The 15585-nt window shown below is 65.1% G+C and carries 13 protein-coding genes; 10 read left to right on the top strand and 3 right to left on the bottom strand.

Annotated elements, in window-relative coordinates; all coding sequences use genetic code 11:
- Positions 1-198: 198 nt before the first annotated feature.
- The gene (locus tag DVU_RS16365; RefSeq protein ID WP_011176674.1) at positions 199-1410 is read right to left on the bottom strand and encodes an MFS transporter; all 1212 of its coding nucleotides are present in this window, start codon (positions 1408-1410) and stop codon (positions 199-201) included.
- Between the two features lie 332 nt (positions 1411-1742).
- Here DVU_RS16365 and DVU_RS16360 point away from each other — a divergent pair, with 332 nt between their 5' ends.
- The 5 genes from DVU_RS16360 (at position 1743) to DVU_RS16340 (ending at position 5402) form a co-directional block, all read left to right on the top strand.
- Positions 1743-2021 (top strand): hypothetical protein, encoded by a 279-nt coding sequence (locus DVU_RS16360; protein WP_014524678.1) that lies wholly within the window; start codon positions 1743-1745, stop codon positions 2019-2021.
- Positions 2022-2084: 63 nt separating this feature from the next.
- A complete protein-coding gene (locus tag DVU_RS16355) occupies positions 2085-2396 on the top strand; it encodes a rhodanese-like domain-containing protein (RefSeq protein ID WP_014524677.1) in 312 nt (103 codons plus the stop codon).
- Complete coding sequence (locus DVU_RS16350) at positions 2383-3387, top strand: chromate resistance protein ChrB domain-containing protein (protein ID WP_011176672.1); 1005 nt, start codon at positions 2383-2385, stop codon at positions 3385-3387. The genes DVU_RS16355 and DVU_RS16350 overlap by 14 nt, the downstream gene beginning before the upstream one ends.
- A 9-nt stretch (positions 3388-3396) precedes the next feature.
- Positions 3397-4734 (top strand): chromate efflux transporter, encoded by a 1338-nt coding sequence (chrA, locus tag DVU_RS16345; protein WP_011176671.1) that lies wholly within the window; start codon positions 3397-3399, stop codon positions 4732-4734.
- Between the two features lie 188 nt (positions 4735-4922).
- Complete coding sequence (locus DVU_RS16340) at positions 4923-5402, top strand: hypothetical protein (protein WP_011176670.1); 480 nt, start codon at positions 4923-4925, stop codon at positions 5400-5402.
- A gap of 218 nt (positions 5403-5620) precedes the next feature.
- Here DVU_RS16340 and DVU_RS16335 read toward each other — a convergent pair whose 3' ends face one another.
- Entirely contained in the window at positions 5621-7018 is a 1398-nt protein-coding gene (locus DVU_RS16335) for a catalase (protein ID WP_263053358.1), read from the bottom strand.
- Positions 7019-7214: 196 nt separating this feature from the next.
- Positions 7215-8087 (bottom strand): DUF554 domain-containing protein, encoded by an 873-nt coding sequence (locus tag DVU_RS16330; protein WP_011176668.1) that lies wholly within the window; start codon positions 8085-8087, stop codon positions 7215-7217.
- A 579-nt stretch (positions 8088-8666) separates the two neighbouring features.
- Between DVU_RS16330 and DVU_RS16325 the strand changes: the two genes are divergently transcribed.
- The 5 genes from DVU_RS16325 to DVU_RS16305 all read left to right on the top strand — a co-directional run bounded on the left by DVU_RS16325 (position 8667) and on the right by DVU_RS16305 (position 15575).
- Positions 8667-9284 carry a DVUA0089 family protein gene (locus tag DVU_RS16325; RefSeq protein WP_011176667.1) on the top strand — a complete coding sequence of 206 codons (618 nt, stop codon included), beginning with the start codon at positions 8667-8669 and terminating at the stop codon, positions 9282-9284.
- Between the two features lie 492 nt (positions 9285-9776).
- The gene (locus DVU_RS16320; RefSeq protein WP_011176666.1) at positions 9777-10796 is read left to right on the top strand and encodes an ABC transporter substrate-binding protein; all 1020 of its coding nucleotides are present in this window, start codon (positions 9777-9779) and stop codon (positions 10794-10796) included.
- Positions 10797-10804: 8 nt separating this feature from the next.
- Positions 10805-14098 carry a PAS domain S-box protein gene (locus tag DVU_RS16315; RefSeq protein WP_014524674.1) on the top strand — a complete coding sequence of 1098 codons (3294 nt, stop codon included), beginning with the start codon at positions 10805-10807 and terminating at the stop codon, positions 14096-14098.
- Positions 14095-14487 (top strand): response regulator, encoded by a 393-nt coding sequence (locus tag DVU_RS16310; RefSeq protein WP_011787366.1) that lies wholly within the window; start codon positions 14095-14097, stop codon positions 14485-14487. Before DVU_RS16315 ends, DVU_RS16310 begins: the two co-directional genes overlap by 4 nt.
- A complete protein-coding gene (locus tag DVU_RS16305; RefSeq protein WP_011176664.1) occupies positions 14484-15575 on the top strand; it encodes an HD domain-containing phosphohydrolase in 1092 nt (363 codons plus the stop codon). Before DVU_RS16310 ends, DVU_RS16305 begins: the two co-directional genes overlap by 4 nt.
- Positions 15576-15585: the final 10 nt, after the last annotated feature.

The following is a 15585-nucleotide window of genomic DNA, read 5'->3' as shown; positions in this document are numbered from 1 at the left end:
GTGCCGGGAGTGTCGCCGCACCGTGCCACTGCGTCACGCGCAGGTGCGTTGCTGTCCTGCCATCGCCTCATGCCGCCCGAGGGGCAGGCGTGCCCTGACAGCCCTGTTCCCGTTCCGCCCGTGCGCGCCTGTGCGCGTCTGTACACCCCATGTCATCGTTTTGCGCCTCTATCTCGGCCAACTGCGCGCCCCCCTTCGTCAGGCCTGTCCTTCCTGTACGCCGTTGCCGCGCATGGCGGCGATGAAGAACGGAATGCTGGCCACCAGCACCAGCGACATGATGCCGAAGGCCCATCCGTAGCCCAGCAGGCCCACGAGTACGCCGCCCAGGATGGGGCCGGAGGCATGCCCGATGTCGAAGATGGTTCCGAACACGCCCATGGCGGTGCCATAGTTGCGGGCCTTGCAAAGGTCTGCCACCAGCGCGGCTGAAGACGAGGTGACAAGCGCCTCGCCCAGTCCGAACACGAGGCATGCGAGGAACAGCGACGTGAAGTCGCGCAGCAGGGGGATGAGGGCGAAGGGCACGGCACAGCACAGCAGCCCGGCGACGATGAGTCCGTTGCGCCCGTGCCCGTCCGAGAACCTGCCCATGAGGGGCTTGGCAAGCATGGTGGTCACCACCTGCCCCGCCCACAGAAGCCCGGCCTCGAACGCCGAGAGACCCGCCACCGTCACCGCATACACGGGCAGGAAGGCCTCAAGCGCCCCCATGGACATGTTCTGCACGCCCTCCATGGCAGAGGCGGCGACGACCCGCCTGTCTCCGGAGACCTCGCGGATGCCGGAGACGAAGCGTTCCCATCGCGAACCCTGCACGGCCCCGGCTGCCGTCTCCTCCTTGAGCAGTATCTTCACGCCCAGCAGCAGGGCGGCAAGCCCCGTGACCGCCACGATGCCGTAGACCGCATGGAACGTCGTGGCCGTGGCCCCCTGCACGCCGCCAAGAAGCGAGACCAGCAGGCCACCCACCGGGGCACCGGCAAGCGTTCCGAGAATGGCGACGGACGAGAACCACGACAGCATCTCGCCCTTTCTCGCGCCTGCCACGTCGGCGACCACCGCCATGGCGACAGGGCCGTAGATGGCCGTGGCGAATCCGTGCAGGAAGCGTACGGCCACGAGGGCCTCGTAGCTGGAGATGAAGAAGTACAGGAACGGGACGAAGGCGAAGAAACAAAGCCCCGCCAGCATCGTCCTGCGGCGTCCGATGATGTCCGAGATGGCCCCGGCAGGCATCTTGAAGAAGATGCCCGTCACCGTGGAGATGCCCACGGCCAGCCCGATGGCCTCGGGCCCTGCGCCCAGATACAGGGCGAAGAGGGGCAGGACGGGGTTGCGGGCAAGGGCGTAGGAGAACCGGGCAAGAAAGCCGACAGAGCACAGGGCCGTGATGAGGTGCGTGTTCATGGCGCGTCCGTGGTTCGAGAATGATGGGCGCGACGGGCTGCGGGTACCGTCTGTGCGACGCGGTTCAACCTGTCACAGTTGCACTATAAGCTCGTCGCAAAAGATGTCAATTGACATATCCTGCGCGAGACATATAGTGCAATTGAAAGACCGTGAAGGCGTCTTCCCGGTCGGTGGCGCAACGCCGCACCCGGCCCTGCCGGGCATTCCGCGTACCCGGTGCGACCGGCACATTCCCGCACCCGCTGCATCCGGTGCACCCGCTGCATCCGGTGCAATTGGGCCGGGAACGCCCACAACGTCCATACCGACCACAACGACAGGAGACCCCCATGCCTGAACTCAATGAACACATCGCCGCCAGCGTGGCGCGAACCGGCAAGGAATACCGCGAGGTTCACGAGTGGATTGACGCGCCCGAGTCGAAGTACGAGCGTCATGATTTCTCGAAGGTGCTTGCCAACGCCGAGATGTTCCGCAAGCAATACGGCGATGAGGCCGCACAGGAATACGTGTATCATCTCGTGGACGACCTGAAGTGCAGGTTCGGCAAGCAGATTGCCAGCCATACGGCGAACCTTCAGGATTGCCTGAAGTATTTCGGCGGATAGACCCGTGGGGCCGGGGTTCCCGGCCCCTTCATCCGCAGGGCGTCATGCCCGGAGGAGTCGACCATGACAGACAGGATATCACCCGACGAACTCGAAAGGCTGCTTGCAGCCAAGGCCGTCAGGCTGCTCGATGTGCGGCGGCCCGCCGACCGTGCTGCCGCAGGGGGCGGCATTCCGGGGGCCGAGTGGCGTTCGCCCGAAGAGGCTGAGGCATGGGCGCATGAGCTTGCACCCGACAAGCCCGTGGTCATCTACTGCGTGCGGGGCGGTTCGGTCAGTGCCGCCGTGCACGCGACCCTCACCGCGAAGGGATGCGACGTGCGCATCCTCGACGGCGGACTTGCAGCGTGGGAGGCCCATCGTGGGAAAGGCTAGAGCGGCGCAGGACGGGATGCACCACCCGTGGTTGCTCTGCATCCACAACATCCCGCCCCGTCCCCCGTATCTGCGGGCGAAGGTCGCCCGCAGGCTGGCGGCACTGGGTGCCATGCCCGTGAAGAACTCGGTCTACGTGCTGCCCGACACCGCGCCGCATCGTGACGCCCTCGTCTGGCTGGCACAGGAGATAGAGCAGGGCGGAGGCAAGGCCTATGTGTGCCGTGCCACCTTCGACGGTCTCGATGGCGGCGGGCTTTCCGATGCGGACATCAGACGCCTGTTCACCGAGGCCCGCGAGGCCGACTACCGCAGCCTCGCCGGGGAGTTCCAGCCGCTGGTCGAAGGACTGACGGCACCCTCTTCGGCCGATGATGCCGCCGTCCAGCAGGCCCGCCAGTGGTGCACGCAACTCAAGGCCCGCTACGAGGCGGTGCTGGCCCTCGACTTCTTCGGGGCGCAAGGCCGCGGCGCTGTCGAAGGGCTGCTGTCAGCCCTCGACGGCTGGCTCGAGGAACAGGCGCAGGGCGTGCGCCCCGGCCCCGGCACGCTTGACGTTGCCGACTATGCAGGGCGCGTGTGGGCGACACGGCCCGGAGTGCATGTCGACCGCATCGCCTGTTCATGGCTCATACGGCGGTTCATCGACGCCGGGGCGACGGTCATGTTCGACCCTGACAACGCGCCCGAGGGGGCCATCCTGTTCGACATGGTGGGTGGCGACTTCACGCACGAAGGGCCGCTTTGCACGTTCGAAGTGCTGTTGCGCCGTTTCGGTCTCGGGGCGGACAAGGCCCTCGCCATGCTTGGACAGGTCGTGCACGACATCGACCTCGACGAACGCGCCCCGGTGCGCCCCGAATCGGCGGGCGTGCTCGCCCTGCTGAACGGCATCTGCCTCGGCAGCGACGACGACCGGCGCCGGGTCGAGAACGGCGGAAGACTGCTGGACATGCTGTACGAACACTTCAGGCACGCCGGGTCGGCATAGGGGCGCATGATGGACGCAAGGCAGGTTCCTTCCTTCTCCGAGGCGTTCCGCACGTGGCTGCGCATCGGCCTGCTGGGCTTCGGCGGCCCTGCGGGGCAGATTGCCCTGATGCACAAGACCCTCGTCGAAGAGAAGAAGTGGGTCGACAACGAGCGGTTCCTCCATGCCCTGAACTACTGCCATTTCCTGCCGGGGCCGGAGGCGCAGCAACTGGCCACCTACGTGGGCTGGCTGCTGCACCGGACGTGGGGCGGCATCGTGGCGGGCACGCTCTTCATCCTGCCCGGCTACTGCGTCATCATGGCCCTCAGCATCCTGTATGCGGGCTACCGTCAGGTGCCAGCAGTGGAGGCACTGTTCTATGGCCTGAAGCCCGCCGTCCTCGCCATCGTCATCGGTGCCGTGCTGCGCATGGGCAGGAAGTCGCTGCGAACGCCCTTCGCCGTATGTCTTGCGGGCATGGCCTTCATGGCGCTCTTCGCGTTCAGGGTTCCCTTTCCGTGGGTCATCGGCTGTGCGGCCCTGCTGGGCTGGCTGAAGGCGGGGCGTGACAGGGCTGCCGCGCCTGCCGGGGCCGCCGGGGCCGCTGTGCCCGGAGACGCAGAACCGCTGCCCGACCACGTCCACCCCGACACGGGCAGAAGCCTGCGCACGCTGGCCATGTGGTCGGCCCTCTGGTTCATACCCGTGGCGGCCAGCGGATGGCTGGCAGGGTGGGACAGCGTGTACGCGCACATCGCGCTCTTCTTCAGCAAGATGGCGGTCGTCACCTTCGGCGGTGCCTATGCCGTGCTGACCTATGTGGCCCAGCAGGCGGTGGAGAACTACCAGTGGCTTTCGCCGGGGGACATGATCAGCGGACTGGCCCTTGCGGAGACGACCCCCGGCCCGCTCATCCTTGTGCTGCAATATGTCGGCTTCATGGCCGCCTACGCGGCACCCGGTGCCCTGCATCCGGTCGTGGCGGGCGTCCTCGGGGGTACGCTTGCCGTGTGGGTCACGTTCACGCCGTGCTTCCTGTGGATATTCCTCGGTGCCCCGTACATGGAGAAGGTGAGGGCCAACAAGGCGCTTTCCGCGGCCTTCGCCGGAGTGACCGCAGCTGTCGTGGGGGTCATCCTCAACCTGTCTGCATGGTTCGGCCTGCATACCCTGTTCACGCGGGTTCAGGACTGGGACGGCCCCGTGGGGCTGCTGCTGCCCGTTCCGGTGCTGGCAAGCTTCGATGCCGGGGCCTTTGCGTTGAGCGCCGTCGCCGTCTTCGCCATGACCCGCTTCCGTCTGGGCATGGGGGTGACGCTGGGGCTGTGCGCCCTGTCCGGCTGGGCCATGAAGCTGCTGCTGTGACAGGCGGTACCTGTGCGGCGGTTTCCGGATGCATGCCTTGCCTTGCGCGGGGCGTGAGGCACCGCACTCGTGAATGCGCCGCACGTGCCCTCTGCCGCACACGGTAGTCGTCACTCTAAAGGTTCTGCGACGGACTGCCGACAAGAGGTCATGCCACAGCGCAGCATCACCTGAAATCAGGAGTCGTCATGGGCATCACCATCGACATGGAGCAATACGGCAGGGCGTCCGGCGCGACGTCGGGCAGTACGTTGCGACTTGCCCGTACCGCGGGGACGGAAGAGACGGACGGCACCACGAAGCCCGCCTCATCCGGCGGCGATGTCGTGAGCATCTCGGAGCATGGGCTGAAACTGTCGAAGCAGATGCAGGCCGCCTCCGGGCAGGACAAGTCGGAAGACGCCAAGTCCGCCGCCGAACAGGTCATCGAGAACCTTCGCAAGCGGATGAAGGAGATAGAGGCGGAAATCCAGAAGCTTGAAGCATCATCCATGCCCGACGAGGTGAAGCAGAAGCTCATCGAGGCCAAACGCTCTGAACTGGTGCAGATTCAGGGGCAGCTTGCCGAGGCGCAGGCCGAACTCGCCAAACAGTCGGGCGGGTCTGGTGGGGCGGGTGGTTCTGGCGGTTCGGGCGGTGCCACCGAACGGGTTCGCCCGCGCTACTAGGTGCACGTTCGCCGGGGTTCTTCCTGTCCCGCAGGTGCCCGCGACCATTGCCCGGATGTTCGGCGCAGTCGCGCGGCGGCACTCGTCCCCGAGCGACATGCATCGGCGGGGTACGGTCGGGCGACCACAGCAAGTGCAACGTACCGGCACCATCGTCGAAGGCCCCGCAACCATGACTGGTCGCGGGGCCTTCGGTGTCGTTACGGGGAGGGTGCGGGCTAGCCCAGTGCCTTTGCGGGGTCGAGCCCGAGAGCCTTCGCCACGCCGTTTCCGTAGGCGGGGTCGGCCTTCAGGCAGTTGCCGATGTGCCGCAGCTTGATCGCATCGGGCGCATCGCCGAGGGCGCGGGCGGTGTTGCCGAAGAGTTCCTCCTGCTGCGCTGGGGTCATCAGCCTGAAGAGCTTGCCCGGCTGGGTGAAGTAGTCGGCGTCGTCCTCACGTGCGTTCCAGTGGGCTGCCGCGCCGCTCAGTTCGAGGGGCGGTTCGGCGAAGCCGGGTTGTTCCTGCCATTCGCCGTAGCTGTTCGGCTCATAGGCGAGGGTGCTGCCGTGGTTGCCGTCCACGCGCATCATGCCGTCACGGTGGTAGCTGTGGAAGGGGCAGCGGGGCATGTTGACGGGGATGAGGTGGTGGTTGACGCCAAGGCGGTAGCGCTGGGCGTCGCCATACGAGAACAGCCGCCCCTGCAACATCTTGTCGGGCGAGAAGCCGATGCCCGGCACCACGTTGGCCGGGTTGAAGGCCGCCTGTTCGACCTCTGCGAAGTAGTTCTCGGGGTTGCGGTTCAGTTCTAGAACGCCCACTTCGATGAGCGGCGCGTCGTCATGGTACCAGACCTTGGTCAGGTCGAAGGGGTGGTAGGGCAGGGCTGCCGCCTTCTCTTCGGTCATGACCTGGACATACATGGTCCATCGGGGGAAGTCGCCCCGTTCGATGCTGTCGTACAGGTCGCGCTGGTGGCTTTCACGGCATTTGCCGACGATGGCCTCGGCTTCGGCATCCGTCAGGTTCTTGATGCCCTGCTGCGTCTTGAAGTGGAACTTGCACCAGAAGCGTTCACCCTTTGCGTTGATGAAGCTGAAGGTGTGGCTGCCGAAGCCGTGCATGTGGCGATAGGTGGCGGGAATGCCCCGGTCGCTCATGACGACCGTGACCTGATGCAGGGCCTCGGGCAGGCTGGTCCAGAAGTCCCAGTTGTTGCGTGCGCTGCGCAGGTTGGTGCGCGGGTCGCGCTTCACGGCGTGGTTGAGGTCGGGGAATTTGAGCGGGTCGCGCAGGAAGAACACGGGAGTGTTGTTGCCCACCATGTCCCAGTTGCCCTGTTCGGTGTAGAACTTGACGGCGAAGCCACGGATGTCGCGTTCGGCGTCGGCTGCGCCGCGTTCGCCCGCCACGGTCGAGAAGCGCACGAACAGGTCCGTCTTCTTGCCCACTTCAGAGAATATGGCGGCGCGGGTGTAGCGCGTGATGTCGTGGGTCACGGTGAACGTGCCGAAGGCCCCCGACCCCTTGGCGTGCATCCGCCTTTCGGGGATGACCTCCCGGTCGAAGTGGGCGAGTTTCTCAAGGAACCATACGTCTTGCAGCAGTTGAGGGCCGCGCGGCCCCGCCGTCATGACGTTCTGGTTGTCTGCGACGGGAGCGCCGGCGTTGGTCGTCAATCGCTTCTTGTCCACGGGGTCCTCCTTGAAAGGGTGTGGCGTGGCCGCAACTTCTGGGCGCGCTGCTGCAACGCATGGGCTTGGTACTCCCTTTCAGCGTATCAGACCTGTTCCGTTCGTGCACCTCTTTCCGGTCAACGGCAAACGGTGGCTAGCCGATGAGATGCACCCAGAGGGCGGACACGGGCATGGCAAGCAGCAGGGCGGGCAGCATGCTGAGAATGGGAAACTGCACGATGCCGCACATGCGCAGCCCCGTGGCGAGCATGATGAAGCCCCCGCAGCCCGAGAAGTCGGCCAGCACGGCGGGCGTCGCCCAGTGGGACACGAAACCCGCCGAGAGCAGCACCGCCATCTGGATGACGAACTGCGGCACGCAGAGGACGCCGATGACGGCACCGATGTTGGCGGCGATGAACATGGCGGTGGGCAGGTCGAGAAGCGACTTGATGAGCAGCATGGTGAAGTCGCCCGTGAGCCCCTCCTGCATGGCGCCGAAGAAGCCGAGACCGCTGGCGGAGAACACCACGGTGAACACGGCGAACTGCTCCTGAATGGCCTCGATGCTCACGGAGGGTCTGGCGGCGTCGGGCGCGGCGCATGGTGAAGCCGGTGTCGCCGCATCCGGCGTACCTGCATCTGCTGCGCCTGTGACTGTGCCCGTGACTGCGCCCGAGGCTGCGACTGTAGCGTTCGCCCCTGCCTGCGCGGTCATGCGGGCGGCCTTGCGCGCGGCCCGTCGTGCGCTCCGGCGGGCGAAGAAGCCCGCCACCTTGTGCGAGAGGCGCACGACGATATGCTCCAGCCGGAACAACTCCCCAAGCACCGTACCCGCCATGAGCGAACAGACGATGGGTGGCATGGCGTGGGCCTTGCCTATCATGAAGATGCCAAGCCCGGTGCTGATGCAGCCGAACACGAGCATGATGTTCTTCTGGAACGAACTGCCCACCCTGCGGGCGAGCAGGCTTCCGAGGACAGCCCCTGCCACGATGCAGGCACTGTTGATAGCCGGGCCGGTCATGTTCTCTCCATGGAGACGGTTGGCACCGCAAAGGCGGCGCAGGTGCGAACGCAGGACGGTTGCCTGCCGTAGATGATCGAGGTGCGTGCCGTGAGGCGTGAGCCCCGGCACCGGGTGCGCCTGCCGGATCGGGGCAGACTTGGGCAGACCCAGGCAGTCCGGTTCAGGCCGGTTCAGGCAGGTTCGGGCCGGGCCATGCAGGGCGCAGGCACGTCGTGCCCCGGCAGCCGTTCTTGCGGTGCTCCGGTGTAGTGCCTGTCGTGTCCGCTGGCAATAGTCCGTTGGTGTCGGCATCGCTGGGCCCGTGGCGTATCGGAGCCCTTGCAGACCATACTTCATGCAATGACAGTATGTTGTGTGCCATTCTGCCTGTGGTGGCGCTTCTGGCGGTGGTGCGAAGGGGCCGTCCGCGAGGCGGCAGCCCGCCAGCGTGCGAGAGGAGGAGGGGGGCATGTAAAGCAAGGCAGTGAGTGTAAGGTTTCTCGACACATCTTTCACATATAACAATGTATCATGAAAGGAGAATTTTATGGAATGCAATTTGCTTGGAGGTGGAATAACGCAATAAAGGAGTCGGCCATGGCAATCAGAATCTTACTTCTTTCGATGTTCATGATGTTTTCACAGATAGGGCAAGCTTCAGCGGCGATGGACTACGACTTTTTCGGCAACCTCCCGTATCACAACACAGTCTTGAGATTCGACTTTGACGTGAGTACGACGGGTGATCGCACGTTCTTCAGCTCCTCATGGGATGATGGCGGCTTCGACCCCATGCTGGGCCTGTGGAGCGCGGCGGGGAACAAGATCGAATTCCAGGATGACGGGGGAAGGACAGGTTCCACGGCATCCAACGGCATTCTCTACACTCATGGCAACTGGGACTCGTACTACACCGTGAATCTTGCGCCGGGGTCCTACATCCTCACGCTCTCCACGTACAACAACTTCAACGTCGGCGACCTGCTCTCGCAGGGGTTCGATTTCGACGGCACCAACCCCATTCCCATCGCATCGTGGGACCAGCCCGCCAACGGCTACCGCACCAGCAACTACGCCTTCCACATCCTGAACGTGGACCGTGCGGTCATCGACGACCCCACCGTGCCTACGCCCGAACCTTCGACCATCATCCTGATGGGCCTCGGCTTCGGTGCACTCGCCCTGCTGCGCCGCAATCGCCAGCGCGACGTCTAGCAACATCTGCGAACCCGGACGGGGAGTGTCGGTATTCCTGACACTCCCCGTTTCTTTTCGGGGTCCTGTCCCCTGCTTCAGCCCCCATCGCCGGAGGCACCCAGACGGCGTGGCGGTCTTCCTTGTTCCGGAGAGGCGCCCGCCTGCCACGCCTTGTCCGCATGAGCGCACAAGCACCATTCCTGTACGCCTGTTACGCCAGCTGGCGCGGACGTTCCATCGTGACATGCACCTGCGCACGGGCCGTATGACCGACGCGCCATGCCCGTCTGGTGCGGCTTCGCCGTGCAGTATGGGACGCTCGTCATGCAGCATGATGCAGCAGGGGGCCGGGGCCGTGTGCAACTTCGTGCGGACTCCGTTCTCGGCTGTACGCTCGCGTGTTCCATGCGTGTGGACAAAGGACGGCATCTTTACATAGAGTGCATGAAGTCGTGTTGCCGCCTCGCCCGAGGTGGCCGCGACGTAGGCCGTCCATGTCCGGGGTTCTTCATGCGCTGGCCCGTAGCCTGTCTGTTCTGCATCCTCTCGCTGTGCGTGGTCGCGACAGCCCTCGCCGACGCCGTTGCGCCAGCCAGACCCGCATTGCTCTTCGTGGTGCACAGCTACGACGACGATTTCATCTGGTGCCGCAACATCGACCGGGGATTGCAGACGGCCCTGCGCGGGTTTCCCGTCACCATCAGGACGTTCCACCTCGACGCCAAGCACGACCTCGACCCCGCAAGCCAGCGGCGCAAGGCCCTTGCCATCGCCTCCCGCATCACGGAGGAGAAGCCGCAGGTGGTGGTCGCCGTGGACGATGCGGTGCAGGAACTGCTGGTGGTGCCCCATCTTCTGGGGCGCGACACGCCGCAGGTGGTGTTCTGTGGCGTCAACGCCCCTCTTGCCCGTTATGGGTACCCCGCACCCAACGTCACGGGGGTGAGCGAACGCTGGCACGTGCGCGAATCGCTGTCCCTGCTGCGAAAGATCGTTCCCACGGCACGGCGTGTGGTGCTGCTGACCGACGGTTCCGAATCGAGCGACTATATGCTGGCCGACATCCGCGCCGACCTGCGGCAGGGCGGGCCCTATGCCGTGGAGGACTTCAGCATCCGGCAGGTGCAGACCTTCCAGCAATGGCAGAAGGCGGTGCTGGCATCGCAGGAGGCCCAAGGTCTGGCCTTCGGGCTGTATTTCTCGCTACGCGACGAGGCGACCGGGTCCGTCGTCCCCGCCGAGGCCGAGGCCCGGTGGACGGACACCGTCAATCGTGTGCCCACTGTGGGCTTCGCAGACTACGTGCGCGAACACGGGCAGCTGTGCGGCGTTCTCGAGTCGGCCCATGAACAGGGGCTGATCGCGGGCGGCATGGCAAGGCTGCTGTTCGACCCCATGCTCAGGGCGCAGACGTTGCCGCTGCGGACGAATCAGGAGGGCATCGTCTTTCTCAACCTCAAGACGGCAGAGAGGCTCGGCGTCTCCGTGCCCTTCGAGATCATCCAGTCCGCCAGCGAGGTCATCCAGTGAGACGTTTCATGGATGCGCTACGTGACCGTTTCACCCTCGACAGGCTGGTCTTCCCGGTGCTGAGTGTCGTCGCCGCGGGGGTGCTCATCACCACGACGGTGGCCTATCTCTATACCAAGGCGACCGTCACCGACCTCGCCCACGGGCAGATAGCACAGGCGCTGGCGTTCATCGACCGCGAGGTCTGCATGCAGGCCCGCGACATGGTCATGCAGACCGAGTCCATCGCGCGGGAAGAGGTGCTCGTCCTCGCACTGGAGAATTCGTATATCGGTCGTTCGGCCCGTGCCTCGGCACAACGCAAGCTCGATGCCTATATCAGGAACGGCACGTTCGACCAGGTGTTCCTCTTCAACCTCGAGGGCGAGGCCATCCTCGCTGGCGACCCTTCACTGGCTGGCAGGGTCAACGTGGCTGACAGGCGCTACTTCAGCGAGGCGGCAGCGGGCCGTGCCGCCCTCGAGACCGTGGTGGTGTCACGTTCCACCGGAAAACCGTCGCTCGTCATGGCTTCGCCGTTGCGGGCCTTCGACGGAACGGTGGTGGGTGTCGTCGCCGGGGTGACCAACATCGAGACGTTCGCAAAGGCCATTCTCGAAGGTTCGCACATCGGTCGTACGGGAGGCGCCTTCATCACCGACACCGATGGTGTCGTGCTGGGGCTTCCGGCTTGGCTATCTGCCGGGTCGCTCGGTCTGCATGAGGGGGGCGGCTTCTCTGACGCGCACGTGGCCGCGTTGAAGCAGAGTGCCGAGACGGGCGAGGTCTACCGGTTCACGCGAGGGGGCAACCACAGGGCGAGTTACAGCCGCCTGAACGGTGCGACGCACTGGCTGCTGACCCTCGAGGCCGACGAGGGCGAAGTCCTCGCCCCGGCCCGCAGGCTGGCCGCCGTCAGCGGTTCCATCCTGCTTGTCACGCTCATCACCGTCGCCCTCATCCTTGGCGTGTTGCGCCGTGCCATGGTCAGCCTGCGCCATTCCGAGGCCGACCAGCGGACGCTGACGGAACTCTCGCCTGTGGGCATCGTCACCTTCGACCCGGCAGGACGCCCCTCCTATCTGAACAGGCAGGGCCGCGACATCGCCGGCATGACGGCGGACGACCCGCTGCCCGCCTTCTTCGCACTCGAAGATACGGACGGCGGTTCGCTCATCGGCGACGATTCGCCCTTCGTGCGCGTGTTCCGCGAGGGGCTGACCCTCACCGATTTCGAGGCGTGGCTTCCCATGCCCGACGGAACCCGGAAGCTGCTGTCGGTGAACGCCACGCCGCTGGTGGTGGGGCGTGAACAGCGCAACCATGGCGTGGTGGCCACGTTCGAGGACGTGACCGAACGGCGCATGGCACAGGAACGCCTGCAACAGTCCGAGAAGCGTTTCGCCACCCTGTTCCGCCTGTCGCCCGACAGCATCGTCCTCTCCAGCTTCGACACCGGACTGGTCGTGGATGTGAACGATTCCTTCTGCCAACTGCACGGTCTGGGGCGTGACGAGGTGGTGGGACGTTCGTTGCGCGACATAGGCCTTTACGACGACCCCGCACAGCTTGATGGCATCATCACCCTCGTCCGGGAGAAGGGCCGGGTGGTCGACCTCGAGTTGCGGGCCCGCAGCCTGAAAGGAGAGGAACTCTACCTTTCGCTTTCAAGTCAGCTCATGGTCATCGGCGAGGCCAACTATCGCCTTACCGTGGTCCGCGACATGACGGAACGCTACAGGGCCGAGCAGGAACTGCATGAGAAGCGCCTGCTGCTCGAGGGCATTCTCGATTCCGTCCCGGTCTCCATCTTCTGGAAGGACGCGGCAGGCCGCTTCATGGGGTGTAACCGGACCTTCGCGCAGATGGTGGGCCTCGACACCCCCGAAACGGTCATCGGCAAGGACGACGCCGACCTGGGCCTGCTGCCGGGGCTGGCAGAGACGTTCAGGGAAGCCGACAGGAAGGTGATGGCCACGCTCTCGCCCATGCTCGGCTATGTCGAAAGGCTGGCCTTCGCCGACGGGCGCGAGCGGATGCTCGAGACGAGCAAACTTCCGTTGCTGGCTGCCGATGGCCGCGCCGTGGGGGTGCTCGGGCTCATCCGCGACATCACCGAATCGCTTGCCGCGCAGGAGCAGTTGCGGCAGTCGGAGGAGCGTTTCTCGCGGCTGTTCCGGTATTCGCCCGAGGCCATGGCCCTCGTCGACATGGCCGACCAGCGCTTCGCCGACGTGAACCACGCCTTCGAGAGACTCACGGGTTACGAGGCGTCTGAACTGGTGGGAAGAGGGACCATCGAGATGGCCTTCTACACCGACGCCACAACCCGTGCGGAGTTGCTGCGCCGCATTCACACGGAGGGCTTCGTCGACAATTACGAGTTCGAGGGGCGCACCAAGGAAGGCACGCCCATGCCCTGTTCCATCTCGTGCAGCATCCTGTCCATAGGCGACCGGCGGTTCATCCTCGGCCTCGTGCGCGACATCACGGAGATGAAGCGGATGCAGGAGGTCATGATACAGACGGAGAAGATGATCTCCGTGGGGGGCATCGCCGCCGGCATCGCCCATGAGATAAACAACCCCCTCGGCATCATCCTGCAAGCCGCGCACAACCTCGCGCAGCGGACACGGCCCGACTTCGCCAAGAACCTCGACGTGGCGACACGGGTCGGCCTCGATATGGACGCCCTGCGCCAGTACATGGCGCAGCGCAAGCTCGACGTCTTCATCGAAGACATCCGCGACGCGGCCGTGCGTGCCTCCGCCATCATCCGGCACATGCTCGACTTCAGCCGTTCGGGCGGGTCAAAGCGTGTGCCGTGCGATGTCACGTCCATCCTCGACAAGGCCGTGGCGCTGGCTGGCAGCGACTACGACCTCAAGAAGAGCTACGATTTCAGGCGCATCACCATCACCCGCGACTACGAGGCGGGGCTCCCGCTTGTGGACTGTTCGCCGACGGAACTGGAACAGGTGCTGCTGAACCTGTTGCGCAACGCCGCCCACGCCCTTGCCGAGTCGCACCGGGACGGCGAAGGACCGGCCATACACCTGCGGGTGCGACGACAGGACGAGACCGTGGTCATCGACGTGCAGGACAACGGCCCCGGCATCCCGGTGGCGTTGCAGCGGCGCATCTTCGAACCCTTCTATACCACCAAGCCTCCGGGGGTTGGCACGGGGCTTGGTCTTTCGGTATCGTACTTCATCGTCACCAAGGGGCACGGCGGCAACCTGACAGTGGTAACCCCGCCCGAAGGTGGCACGCTCTTCCGCATCGAACTTCCGTTGCAGGGCAGCACAGAGGCGCATTCGTGAACATACCGGCAAGGCTATTGATCATCGACGACGAAGAGCGCATCCGGCAGCTGATGCTCGACTATCTCGAAGACCATGACGAATTCGAGGTGCGCCTGTGCGGTTCGGCTGAAGAGGCTCTCGACATGCTCGCCCGCGAACCTGCCGACGTGTGCATCGTCGATACGCGACTTCCGGGCATGGACGGGCTGACGTTCATCGAGACGGCACGGCGGCAGACTCTGTGCCCCCGGTTCATGCTGCATACGGGGTCTGTCGAACTGGCCAGCCCTCCGGCGCTGGCGGAATGCGGCCTGCCCGAAGACGACGTGTTCCTCAAACCCTGCGACATGGAACGCATGATCGCGCGTATGCGCGCCCTTCTCTGGCCCGACGGGGAGACCGCATGAGCATCCTCATCATCGACGACGAACCGGGCTTGCGGCGTTCCCTCGCCGCTCATTTCGAAGACCTCGACCTCGATACCCTCGAAGCCTGCAACGGCCTTGAAGGGCTTGAGGTGCTGCGCGAACACGCCGACAGCATCGAAGCGGTCATCGTCGACCTGAACATGCAGGTCATGGACGGGGCGTCGTTCATCGGGCACGCCACGCAGGAGGCCCCCGAAATGCCCATCATCGTCCTCTCCGGCGTCGGCGTCATCGAGGACGCCATCGCCGCCATGCGCCGTGGGGCGTGGGACTTCATCACCAAGCCGCTGCATTCGTTCGAGATGCTCGACCATACCCTGAACAGGGTGTTCGAGAGGGCGCGCCTGCTGCGCGAGAACAGGATGCACCGCGAGAACCTCGAATGCCTCGTGCGGCAACGTACGGAAGAACTGGAGGAGACGCGGCGGCAGGTCATGCAGCGACTCAGCCGCGCCGCCGAGTACAAGGACAACGAGACGGGGCGGCACGTCATCCGCGTGGGGCAGATAAGCCGTCTTCTGGGGGCCGCCATGGGACTCGGGACGCAGCAGTGCGACCTGCTTGGCGAGTGCGCCCCCCTGCATGACGTGGGCAAGATAGGCATCCCCGACGAGGTGCTGCTCAAGCCCGGTCGCCTCGACGACGATGAACTGGTGATCATGCGCAGGCACTGCCTCTACGGGTGCGAGATACTCGGCCCCCTCGACGACAGGGAGGCCGCCCACCGCATATGCTCCGACGTGCCCCTGCTGCGTGACCAGCAGCCCTTCGACGAACTCGCCCTCGCCCGCATCCTCGCCCTCTGCCATCATGAACGATGGGACGGCGGGGGCTACCCCTTCGGCCTGTCCGGCGAGGACATCCCCGTCGAGGCGCGTATCGTCTCGGTGGTGGACGTCTACGACGCCCTGTGCAGCGACCGTCCCTACAAGACCGCCATGCCTCCCGATGAGGCCGCCATCCTCATCCGCGACGGCGCGGGCACGCAATTCGACCCCGCCGTGGTCGATGCGTTCCTGTGCCACCGCACCGAAATCGACGCCATCCGCGACCGCTGGCGCGACTGACCGTGCTGCC

Origin of the sequence: Nitratidesulfovibrio vulgaris str. Hildenborough (assembly GCF_000195755.1) — a bacterium.
Taxonomy (GTDB): Bacteria; Desulfobacterota; Desulfovibrionia; order Desulfovibrionales; family Desulfovibrionaceae; genus Nitratidesulfovibrio; species Nitratidesulfovibrio vulgaris.
The sequence above is the reverse complement of the archived record's forward strand: the minus strand, read 5'-3'. Positions and strand labels throughout refer to the sequence as shown.